The organism is Alistipes sp. HGB5, assembly GCF_000183485.2.
Lineage (GTDB): Bacteria > Bacteroidota > Bacteroidia > Bacteroidales > Rikenellaceae > Alistipes > Alistipes finegoldii.
The window spans coordinates 1-12,089 of record NZ_AENZ01000069.1 but is presented as its reverse complement, the minus strand read 5'-3'; the positions used below and the strand labels follow the sequence as shown (position 1 = coordinate 12,089).

The 12,089-nt window shown below is 55.6% G+C and carries 7 protein-coding genes; all 7 read right to left on the bottom strand.

Annotation, left to right across the window (positions count from 1 at the left end):
- Nucleotides 1–21 precede the first annotated feature (21 nt).
- Entirely contained in the window at nucleotides 22–1,209 is a 1,188-nt protein-coding gene (locus HMPREF9720_RS11745) for an FprA family A-type flavoprotein (protein ID WP_009598603.1), read from the bottom strand.
- A 251-nt stretch (nucleotides 1,210–1,460) separates the two neighbouring features.
- On the bottom strand, nucleotides 1,461–1,928 hold the full coding sequence (locus tag HMPREF9720_RS11740; protein WP_039940598.1) for a lipocalin family protein: 468 nt from the start codon (nucleotides 1,926–1,928) through the stop codon (nucleotides 1,461–1,463).
- A gap of 18 nt (nucleotides 1,929–1,946) precedes the next feature.
- On the bottom strand, nucleotides 1,947–3,995 hold the full coding sequence (locus tag HMPREF9720_RS11735; protein WP_009598652.1) for a S8 family serine peptidase: 2,049 nt from the start codon (nucleotides 3,993–3,995) through the stop codon (nucleotides 1,947–1,949).
- 398 nt (nucleotides 3,996–4,393) lie between these two features.
- Nucleotides 4,394–6,193, bottom strand: a complete 1,800-nt coding sequence (locus HMPREF9720_RS11730) for a DUF4302 domain-containing protein (RefSeq protein ID WP_009598610.1) — start codon at nucleotides 6,191–6,193, stop codon at nucleotides 4,394–4,396.
- A gap of 12 nt (nucleotides 6,194–6,205) precedes the next feature.
- Entirely contained in the window at nucleotides 6,206–7,096 is an 891-nt protein-coding gene (locus HMPREF9720_RS11725; protein ID WP_009598587.1) for a zinc-binding metallopeptidase, read from the bottom strand.
- 30 nt (nucleotides 7,097–7,126) lie between these two features.
- Entirely contained in the window at nucleotides 7,127–8,728 is a 1,602-nt protein-coding gene (locus HMPREF9720_RS11720) for a RagB/SusD family nutrient uptake outer membrane protein (protein WP_009598642.1), read from the bottom strand.
- 21 nt (nucleotides 8,729–8,749) lie between these two features.
- Nucleotides 8,750–12,049: a SusC/RagA family TonB-linked outer membrane protein gene (locus HMPREF9720_RS11715; protein ID WP_039940595.1), complete on the bottom strand. Its 3,300-nt coding sequence runs from the start codon at nucleotides 12,047–12,049 to the stop codon at nucleotides 8,750–8,752.
- Between the last annotated feature and the right edge of the window lie 40 nt (nucleotides 12,050–12,089).

Here is a 12,089-nt window from a genome sequence, read left to right as displayed (position 1 = left end):
GAGTTTTTGGTGTGTGTATGTTCAGCGGCGGAAGCGCTCGGCGACGCCGTCGGCGAACCGGCTGCAGAAGTCGTGGCAGCCGGACGAGAAGCCCTGCTTCATCTCCACGGGATCGCAGATCGGCTCCCACTTCATGCGCTGCGCGAATTCGCCCATGCCGCGCACGGCGGCCCCGGCCCAGCAGAACGATCCGAACCACCCGAAGTTGCGCTGCGGGACGCAGCGAGCGGCGATCAGGTCGAGCAGGCGCGCCGCGGGCGGGTAGATGCCTCCGTTGTAGGTCGGCGCGCCGACGATCAGCGTGTCGTAGCGGAACACGTCGCGCAGCACGACCGATTCGTCGGCGAACGAAAGGTTGTACATGACGATCGGGCCGACGCCCCGGCTCGCAAGCTCGCGGGCGATGCGTTCGGCCATCTGCTCCGTGTTGCCGTACATCGAACCGTAGGCGAGCACTACGCCGGGTTCTCCCTCGTAGCGGCTCAGACGGTCGTAAATATCCATTACCTGCGGAATCTGCCGCTGCCATACGGGACCGTGGGTCGAACAGATGGTCGTGGGGTTCAGTCCGCGGACCTTTGCCAGCGCTTTCTGCACGGGGCCGCCGTATTTGCCCACGATGCAGGCGTAGTAGCGGCGCATCTCGTCCCAGTAGCGCGACGGGTCGAGCTGCGAATCGGTGATGCCGCCGTCGATAGCCCCGAACGTGCCGAAAGCGTCGCCAGAGAAGAGCGTCCCGGCTTCGGCGCACCACGTGACCATCGTTTCGGGCCAGTGTACCATCGGCGCCATGTAGAACGAGAGCGTCTTCGCGCCGAGCGAAATCGTGTCGCCCTCCTTGACTTCGAGCGTCCCGGTGTCGATGCCGTAGAAGCCTTGGATCATTTGCAGCGTCTTGGCATTGCCGACGATCCGGATGTCGGGGTAGAGCAGGCGCAGGGCGCGGATGGACGACGAGTGGTCCGGCTCCATGTGATTGACCACGAGGTAGTCGATCGGGCGGTCGCCGATCGTCTCGCGGATATTTTCGAACAAACGGCTTCCGAAAGCCTCTTCGACGGTGTCGATCAGGGCGACCTTCTCGTCTGCGACCAGATATGCGTTGTATGAAACTCCGTGGGGAAGCGACCAGAGGCCTTCGAAACGGGTTGTCGTGCGATCATTGACCCCGACGTAATGAATGCCGGGCAGAATTTCGGTGATGTTCATAATATGTAACGTATTTTGTCCAAAGATAGTGAAAAATGTGCCAAAACGGAAATCGAGAGCTATCCGGCTGTCCGTCTGATGTTTCTGTAAATATAATTTCTCTTCCAGAGGGCAAATATAACAGTTTTTCGGACATGAACGGCGTTTGCGTCCGGAAATCGGCCGCCGGTGGGGTGTGAATGACTCCGGCATGAAAAAATCTCCGGTCATAAGACCGGAGATTCTCTGTTTTGACCTTTGCGGCGGACGGCCTACAGAGCCAGCCGTACCGCCGAACGGGTGGATTTCATCACGGCGGCGCCCTCCTTGACCGAATTCGGAATCGTGCTGCGCTCGTATACGCTCACTTCCGTAACGTTCGTGGCGCTGGTCAGCGTCAGCGTGCTGCCCGATTCGTTGAATGAAATGTCGTAGGTGCTTCCGAAGTTCTTGTCGCCGCTGTATTTTCCGCTGAGCACGTCGTTCTGCACCTGATAACTGCCGGTGAATTTCTGGTATTTTACCTCGGCGAGCCTTTGGTATATCTCGAAAGTATTGTCCGCTCCGAACGAGAGGTAAATATCGAAATCCTGCGGAGTCTCGCCCGTCCATGTCTTGAGCTGCCACTCGCCGACGAGCTGTTTTGCCGTGGGCGACACCTTCTCCTTGTCCGACGATCCGCAGCCGGCGAACAGACACAGGCCCAATGCGGCCAGTACGATATAGATAGTCTTTCTCATAGTTTTCATACGTTTATATTATAACCAACCCCCGTTGCCGGCTTGTACCGCGCGGGCGATGATCGCGAACTCCTTGGTGATCTCCATGCCGCTCATCTCTCCGTTTGCCGAGGAACTTCCGGCCATGGCCTTGATCTTGATCTTGGCGACGCCCGGTTTGGTGCATTTGATCTGCAGTTTTCCGTACGAGAACGCAGGCGCGGCGGTGATCCCCAGCTTGTCCATGTCGGCCTGCGACATTTCGGCGCTCTTGTAGGTCAGGTTCGCCGAAGCCTGCCCGAAGAACTTGTCGAGCGAGAGCACCTGCTGTACGCCGACTTTAGCCGGCAGGCAGGGCGTGCCTTCGATCTGCATCAGCAGCTGGTAGGCATCGATCGATCCGGTGCCCATATTCTTGCGGTAGTTGCGGAGTACCATGCCGTTTTTGGTGCCGCCGATGATATAGGAGTCGATGTCGTTTACGGCGGTCAGGAGCATCGATTTGAACTCGTCCACCGTGTAATGCCTGCCTTTGGCCAGCGCGTAGGAGAGTCCCAGCGCAGCGACGCCCGATACGTGGGGGCAGGCCATCGAGGTGCCCTGCATGTAGCCGTAGTCGGCTCCGTCGGTGCCGAGTTCTGCGGGTAGCTCGGAAGGCAGTGTCGAAAGCACCTGCGCGGCGCTGGTTCCTGCGGGCGAGATGCTGGCGTCGCCGCCCGGAGCCGCGACGTTGCAGCCGGGACCGTAATTCGTGTAGTAGGCCGGCAGGTAGTCCGGGCCGAACGAGGTGACCGAAACGTAGCTGCGGTAGCCGCCCGGATAACTCGCGAAGTTGGTGGCGTCGTTGCCTGCGGCGAAGATCGCAAGGCCACCGTCGAGTACGTCGTTGTTCTTTTTCGAGACGAAGTAGTCGATCGCCTCTTTTTCCGCGGCGTAATTCCTTTCATAATAGCTGTCCGACGTGAACGGCGACTGAGTGGGGTAGCCCCACGAACACTGGATGATCGAGGCGCCGTTGTCGGCGGCGTATTTGATCGCCCGGACCGAAGTCGAGATGGTGCCGCCCTTGCCGCCCGAAAAAATCTGGCACGACATGAGTTTCACGCCGTCGTTGCTGCCCGTGCCGCCCGCTACGCCGCAGACGCCTTTGCCGTTGTTGTTTACGGCGGCTACCGTACCTGCGACGTGGGTGCCGTGGCCCGAATCGCCGTCGTATTTGCCTTTATTGTCATAATGCGATACACTCCATGTCAGATTGGAGGAGTTTGTAGCGAAGTTGTAGCCATGTACGTCGTTCTTATAGCCGTTCCCATCATTGTCGGTGTTTGCCGCACCGTTCAGTTCGGCCTTATTTACCCACATGTTGTCGGCCAGATCGGGATGGGTGTATTTCACGCCTTCATCGACGATGGCGACGATGATCGAAGGGCTGCCGCCGGTCAGTTTCCATGCCTCCGGAACATTGATGTCGGCGCCTGCGGCCGTCGTAGCCGCGAACATTTTGTCGCCGTTGTTGCTGTAGTGCCATTGGTTCGGAAGTCCGGGATCATTGAAGCCGCTGCCGGAGAAATCGGCGCGGGTCGTCCCCGTCTCGTCGATTCTGAACGGCATGGGATTGCCGACCGATGCCTTTTGCAGTTTCGTGTCGAATTGTATGCGGCTCACTTCGGCCACTCCGGCCAGCTCCCTTGCGGCTTTTTCCAGATCCGCGCCTTGGCCGAAGGTGAGTATGTACCATTTATGCAGCCCTGCGGCGCGGGTCTGCTCTTCGTTCCGGGCGTCGTAAGTGAAAAGACGTTCCAGCGAAACGATCTCCAGACGGCTCAGAACGTCGTCTACGGAGGCGACTCCCGAACGTGTCGCCGCAGTGCGGGTTGCGGCAGCGGTGCTTTCGATGGTTTCGACCGCACGGTCGTTGAAATAGACCAGAAGCGTTTCGGCCGCCGCATCGGCGGAGGTGTTGACGATCTTGGCCGACGGAGTCTGCGCGGAAGTACCCCCCCCCGCGTTATTATCCGTATCCGGATCGGTCGTACAGCCCGCCAACAGCAGGAATGACGCAAAAATGAGTAGTTTTCTGTTGTTCATAAACTATGATTTTGGATAGATGACAAAAGATAGGCTCTGCAAATCTTCCGGAGCGGATTTACAGGGAGTATATGCCGCCGGCGTATGGTTCAAAAAAGATTCCATAAATGGTTCGTAACGGAAGATTGAGATACAAATATGCGATTTTGTGCGGATTTATGCAAATTATTATTCTATTTATTATTTTATGGAGACGAACCGTCCCAGCCTGCATTCCGCTTGAAGACCTCTCCGGCAGTCGGCTGCGCCTGCGCGCCTATGAAGAGTCCATTGACAAACATGAGTCCGGTGCAATACCGAACTCATGCAGATCAAACGATGGTAATCCCTCTAAAATTTGGGAGGAGTCATTCGATAATGACTCCTCCCACCCCTATTGATCAATAATGCAAGGGCTCTTATTCGAGCTTTGCAGCTTTTACATTGATGCCGATCTGAAACGACGATAAATTCATCTGCGGAATATCCGATAATTTGTGGTACCGGATTACAGTATTGACGTTCGTCAGAGCAGCGGCTTTGGCGGGGACGCCGGCAGCCGATTTCTTAACCATCTTGAACGGTCCGACCGGATGATCTCCCGATGTAAATCCTGCTGCGGGACCATAAGATCCGTAGCTGCCTCCGGTATCTATGAAATATCCTACCGTACCTACGGTAAACTCCTCGCCGTCCGAGAACTTGCCCTTATAGCAGGAAACGGAAGCTGTTCCGTCGGAATTCATAACGCCGGTCAGAGCCGGATAGCTGCCAGAGACGATATAGGTGCCCGATGCTGCGATTCCGCGGGCGATAAGATACGGCGTACCGTTGGGATCCGAATACGGGAGTTCTTGCCCGTTTATGATCTCGAACGAATTGTTGGTTGCTTTGAAGTCGGCAGTTCCCGCCCAAGTCAGTCGGCGGACCGAAATATCCCAGCCGGTCAGCGAATAAGAGGTGTTGGCGACCTTCTTGGCAAGCGTGATGTCGAATGTAATCGGCTGCTTGCTCTTTTCGGACGACGTACTGGTGACGGTCCATGTACCGAGCCATGCTTGGTATTCCGGCGACATCGGATCGCCCTGACCGCTCATGAAAGCGGTGCCCTTTGCCAGTTCCGTGATCGGATAGATCCAGCCGTTTACGATTTTAAGACCGAATGCGCAGGGTATGTACTCCGTGTCAGAATCTACCGTCAGCGTTTTCATCATTTTGCCGAGCGACAATTGGTTCATCGACGTGATTCCGTCCATCAGTTCGTACAGAATCTCCTCATCCGATGCACTTGCGAATGCACTCGACGGCACGACGTCGAAATAGTAGTACTCGTTTGCAACAGTCGGCGTCGTTTCTACGTTGACCGAAGTAGCCTTGATGTCCGATACGGCGAAGGTGAACTTATTGTTGGATACCGTTTCCTGAATCCGGGCGCCGCTCATCTCGTCGGTGAACATGCCGCCGCTCCAAGTCATCTCCTCGATCGACACTCCGTCGACAACCAGCGGCTCATAGAACTTGAGTCCGGTATCCTGCGTGTAGATGAAGCTTGCGGGAATCGTTCCGTTTTCAGTCACAACCGAAAAATAACGGGAGTTATAACCGGCCGCCACCTCGCGCGAAATGTCGTAGGTCTTGCCGTTGAGAACGAGTTCGTAGGACCGGAAATTGTCCATCTTGGTCACATCCGCAGAATATTTGCCGAACATCGTGTTCCATGCGGTTTCCGGCAGGGGAGTCAGCACGATGGTGTTCTGGGTCTTCTTGCCGCGCAGAACGACTTTGTCGGCCGCGTAGCTCATGATGATGAACTCGCTGTCGCCTCCCATACCCGTATTGGTCGGGCCGACACCGGAGTTCGGCTCCGAATAGATATGGAAGTACGGATTGTAAGTGTCGAAATTGATCGTGGGACCGTAATCCTGATCGTACGAGTAGAGACTCTCGGCGGTCTTGCCGGCGCCTCCCGCTTCGGAAGTTACGGTAACCGTTCCGTTCTGGAACTTCATGTAGATCGCAATGCCTCCGTACTCCTGCGTCGCACTGGGATAGTACTCCATCAGCCAGCCGTTGGCAGCTCCGGTCAGCGCCTTTTCGGTGCCCTCCTGCACCTCGCGGATTCGCTCACTGGCCGTTTTGCCGAAAGCGTCCTTGTCGTCTTTGAGGCACGAAGAGAGGACAAGCGGCAAAACCGCTAATAATATGATAAGTTTTTTCATCTCTTTTACGAATTAAATGTTATAATCGAGCGACCAAATCTCATTCTGCCGACGTAATACCACTTTTCGCAGTTCATCGATATTGATATCCCATGTGCTGAGCATGTAGGCACGCATGATATCGTTCTTCTGTTCGAGAAGCGGACGTCCGGCGCTGCCGCCTTGTGCGAGAATGGCTTCCCATTCGGCAGCCGTCGAGGTTACGTAGAGCGAGAGCTGTTCCACGAAATCCTCATCGGGAGCCTTCGACGAATAACGCGTGATAAACCCGGCCTGACGAGCCGCTGCATCCGTCCGATAGGTGTCGAAGCATGCGTCGCCGACGTAGCTCGAAGGCGTCACGGCGTTGAAGTCGGTCGAGTAGGGCCGCGTCTGGTGGAGGATGTGACCGAACTCATGGTGCATGGTCTTGAAGAATAGCTCGTTGAGCTGGGCAATATTCTTCGTGCTCAGCAGATAGTCGATGATGTTTACCTGATAAAGGGTCATCATCTTACCGCCTTCGGCCACACCGAGTACGATGTTGTTGTTTTCGTTATAGGCCGGCGAACCGATAACATGGACGATCTTCGGGAAGTTCTCGCTGATGAACTGCCTGTTGCCCGTCACTTCGTCGTAAACCTGCAGCGTCAGGTGCAGCGTCAGCTTGGCCAGTTTGATCGCCTGTCCGTAATCCGCGGGAGTCAGGTTGTAGTCCATGTCGCCCAGAACATCTTTGAAACGATATTTGAAATCGATGTTGTAGGGTTCCATATAGTTCTTGGCAAGCCATCTGTCGAAATCGTTCTCGACGGTAGGCGAGTCGAGGACAGCACTCGTCTTTTTCAGGTCGTCCTCGGAGCAGCCCGCCAAAACGAACACTCCGAACACTGCCGTCATAAGTAATATAATATTCTTTTTCATCGTATATCCTGTTTTATCGTTAGCATCTGATTATCTCGGGTTAGGAGTCAGGCCTGCGGCAACGACATCCATCGGCAGCTGCATCGCGCAGCGCGGGTCGCGGGCGTGCAGTTCGTCGGTAACGCTTCCGAGCGTGTTGTAGCTGGCCAGCTTGCGACGATAGATCGTAATGCCGTAACGTTTTACGTCGAACCAGCGCAAACCGAGGTGTACGGTCTCCACACGGCGCAGATGCAGCAGCGCATAGCACATGTTGGTCTGCGTGCCGGCTTCGAGCGGGAAAGCCGTCTCGCCGAAAGGTTTCTTCACCGTGGGGTTGGCCGGGGTATACTCCTTCGTGTTCTGCGCCCACTGGTTGACACTGGCTTCGGTGAGCGTCTGGGCGCCGGATTTCACATATTTGCTGATCCAGAGGTTCATGTCGTTCAGAGCCGGTCCGTATTCCTTCTTCATGATGTAAGCCTCGGCGCGGCAGAGCAGCGTCTCTTCGGCCGTAAATGCGGGGAAAACCGTATGCGCGAGTCCCGTCTGCATCACCGGGTCCTTGATCTCGAAGAGATAGGGCGCACGCCATGCGAAACACTTGTCGGCTTTACCGGTATTCATTGAATACGGCGCAGAGTAGAGCGTATAGCTGCTGCCCCATGGAGCCGTCGGAGCGCGGAAGGTTTCGGTCTGATCCAGCCAGTTACCGTGGGAGAACCCGGTGTAGGCATTGTAAGGACCGAACGAAATGCCGGGAGCATCGGTTATCGAGGTCTGCAGCAGCAGATTGCACTTGTGCGAGTAGTCGATATAGTCCATCGTGCGGAGCAGGGTCTGTCCGTCGGCCGACTGCAGTCCCAGCTTGCCGTTCGCTTCGAGGTCGCGCATCATCGTTTCGGGAGCGCTTCCCAGCACTACCTTCGCGGCGGCGATACACTCGTCCCACTTCTGATAGAAGAGGTAGAAACGGGCTGCAAAGGCATAGGCGGCCTTCTGGTTGAAATGGTACTTCGGCACCGAGTAGAACTCGTCGGTGATCAGCGGCAGACCCTCGATCAGGTCGGCGTCGATCTTGGAATAGACATCGGCCAGCGTACCGCGGGTGTATTTGGGGTTGAGTATCGTTTCGGCCTTCTCCATGTAGGGGATGCCAAGGTCTTCCGACGCATACTGCGGATTGTAAGCCTGACAGAACATATTGGCCAGACAGAAATGAGCGTATGCACGGCAAATGAGCGCTTCGCCCTTGGCGGCCTTCAGCTGCGGGGTGTCGGCGCCGCCCAGCTCCTTGATGGCGTCGAGCGCTTGGTTGGCAGCGGCAATCGCCATGTAATACTGACTCCATACGACCTGAGGCGCTTCGTTGGTAACGGCCGCCGTAACGTCCTGCCAGCGGTAGTACTCTTCCTGTTCGGGTTCGAAGTTCGGTGAAACCAATGCCGTTTCATCGACATTGTCCGATGCGTATTCGCAGGTTACGGGGTAGGTATGTTCGGAATATGCCGAAACCAGCAGACTGGTGATCTTGTCGCTCGAATCGAGTTCGGTTCGGTTGTCCGGCATCTCATCCAAAAAGTCGTTACAAGCGGGAAGCGCCACGAGGGCAGCCGCGAGTACGATTAGCGTGGTTATTTTTTTCGTATTCATATTTTTCAACTTTAGCGTCTGTTATAAACCGATTTTCAGCGTCAGCGTAAATTGCTTGGGCACCGGAACCGCAACACCGCCGGTATTGAAGAATTCGGGATCCTGACCGTTGAGCTTCTTGTCGGCATAGATCAGGAAGAGGTTCGTAGCCTGAAGTTTAAGCGACATGTTCGAGAAACGGAGTTTCTTGATCCAGCGCTTCGGGAAGTCGTAGGTCAGCGAAATCTCCTTCATGCGGATGAAGTCGCCCTTGGCGATACGTGCCGTCGAATAGTTGTAGGCATTGTAAGCGCGCGAAAGGTAGTTGTCCTTCTTGACCTGACGCTTGTTGGCGATAACCGGAATATCCGTATGGTTCTCATCGCCCGGACGCATCCAGCGGTTGCGGAACTCGCGCGGCATGGAGAGCAGGTCGCTGTAGGATTCGGAGAAGACCGGATCCAGACGGATCACATTGCCGAACGAGTAGGTGATGAAGACATTGAGCTTGAAGCCATAGAGACGGAACATGTTGCCGAAGCTACCGAAATCCGTCGGATCGGCCGTACCCGAATACTTCAGATGTCCGAGGTTGTTACGCTCTTGGAAGTTGATCGAGGTGGTCGTGAGCTGGCCTTTCTCGTTGATGAACTGCGGGATACCCTCGTCGTTCAGGCCTTGGAAGTCGAACGAGAAGATCGAACGCGAAGGATAGCCTTCCATACCGAAACCGGTGCCCGATACGAGGTCGATGGCACGCTTGTACGACATCAGGTCGGTCACCTCCTCTTTCAGGTGCGAATAGATGAAGTCCGTAGACCAGCTGAAATTCTTGGTTTCGATGTTGCGGGTCGAAAGAGTCAGCTCGACACCCGAAGATTTCAGACCGGCGACGTTACCGTATTTCATCACCTGACCGCCGATACCCTGCGTGTTGATCACACCGATCAGGTCGTGGTTGTCACGCTTGTACCAGTCGGCTGCGAGGCTGATGCGGTTGTTCAGGAAGCCCATGTCGATACCGACGTTCACCTCGTTCTTCTTCTCGTAAGTCAGCTCGCTGTTCTCCAAGTCGTAAATCGTCAGACCCGACTCGGTAACACCGGCCGAAGGACGCCACGGGGTATTGCTCGTAATGACGACGCGCGAGTTGGTCACGAAGCTGGGGCCGCGGTCTGCGGTCAGCGAGTAGGAAGCCTTCAGCGACAAGTGCGACAGTGCGGGACGCAGCGCCTCGAAGAAATTCTCTTCGTGTACGTTCCATGCACCGGCGACGTTCCATGTCGGCAGCCAGCGGGCGCTGCGGCTCTTACCCATGCGGTTCGTTCCTTCGTAACGGAAGGTTCCGTTGAGGGTGTAGCGGCCGTTCCACGAATAGGTGCCGTTGAAGAAGAAAGCGACGTTGCGGTAATGGGTGTCGGCCAGACCGAAGTAGTCGGTGTTCTCCTCCTTGCCTTTCTTGAATACCTCGTAGGCGTAGAAGGGGATCAGGCCCATCGAGTACTGCATACCCCAGCCGTTGAACCAAGATTCGTGACGGTCGCTCTGGTTGACCTCCATACCTCCGTAGAGGTTGATAATGTGCTGGTTGTTGATCTCCGTATTGTACGAAGCGGCAAAACGGAAGTCGTACGACAGCATGTTGTTGTCGCGGCGCTTGTAGATACCGCCCTTGGGCAGGATCGAAATAGGCACTGCATACGCATTGTCGGGATCGGTATACAGGAACGGGTTGTTGTCACGGATCACCGTAGTAGCCATTGCACGGTAGGCGCGGGCCTGATTCGAATAGTCCGTAATGTTGTGCTCCTGCGTCGTAGCCGAATATTTGATGGCGGCCAGTGCGCTCAGTTCGAGACCCGTGACGGGTTTGTAACGCAGTTCTGCTTGGAACTTCGTATCCACGACGTTGAGATCGATGTAGTTCTTCCCAAGTTCGTCGAGAATGTTGAACGGAGCGTAGTTGCGCGTGTAGAATTCATCGGGATCGAGCGTCCGGGACGAATTCATCGCATACGAGTAGGGGTTGATGTCGAAATCGCGCTTTACCTCGCCGAATACCACGTCGGTCGTCGCGGCCAACGTACCCGGAGCCGTTTGCTTACGGTAAGAGCCGCTCGAAATGAGGTTCAGCGTCAGATTGTCGAAAATATTGTAGGTAGCGTTGAGGTTCGCCGTATAACGCTCCACCTCGCTGGCCTTGGTCCATCCCGGATCGAACATGGCGCTCATCGAAGCGTAGTACTGCGACTTCTCGGTACCGGAGCTGAGGCTGATCGAGTGCGTGTGCATCAACGTACTCCGGAAAAGCTCCTTGAACCAGTCCGTGTTGCGGTACTCGGCCTTACGCAGGTAGCGGTTGCGCGCAGCCTCCGTATTTTCGAGTTTGCCCGTATTTACCAGCTCCCACATTTTGCCGTAAACACCGCTCGAAGAGGCGTTTGCGATAGTCGAGTTGTTGAGCCAGCCCTTAGCGGCCATTTCCTGATATACCGACATCTGATCCTGAGAATTCATGATGTTGAAATCGGCATAGCGCGGCGTCATGCGGAACGTATAGTCGCCGGTATAGCTGATGCGGCTTTCGCCTGCGCGGCCTTTCTTGGTCGTAACGACGATCACGCCGGCCATAGCGCGCGCACCGTATATGGAAGTTGCGGAACCGTCTTTCAGAATGCTGAAGCTCTCGATGTCGTCGGCGTTGAGACCTGCGATGGCGGAGCTGATCAGCGTCGTGGCGTCACCCGAAGAGAGTGCGTCGGCGTCGATGTCGATCACATCCTCCATAATGACGCCGTCCACAACCCAGAGGGGCTTCGAGCTGCCGAAGATCGACGTCGCACCGCGGACGCGGATCTTGGGAGCGGTACCGAACGTACCCGATACGTTCTGCACCGAGACACCGGCCGAACGGCCTTCCAGACCGCGGCTGATATCGGCCATACCCGAAAGTTTCACATCGTCGGCAGAAAGGCGGTCCGCCGCACCCGTAAAGAGTCGTTTGTCGGTCTTGGTCATACCCGTAACCACGACGGACTCGATAGTCTGCTCGTCAGGAACAAGGGTAATCTGCATGTTCGGACGGATCTTCACATCCTGCGTAACATACCCCAAATAGGAGATTTGCAGTTCCTCGGATTTCGCCGGAACATTGTTCATAACGAAAAATCCCTGCTGATCGGTGGATACACCGATGGTCGTACCTTTGACGATAACCGAAGCGCCGATCACGGCCGCTCCGTTTTCATCAACGACACTACCGCGCACTTGTTTGGCTTGGGCGAATGCCCCCGCTGCAAACACAAGTACTCCAATTAACGATAGTAGGATTTTTTTTACCATAAGCGTTAATCTATTAGTTAATTTTTTAAAATAAAAAGTT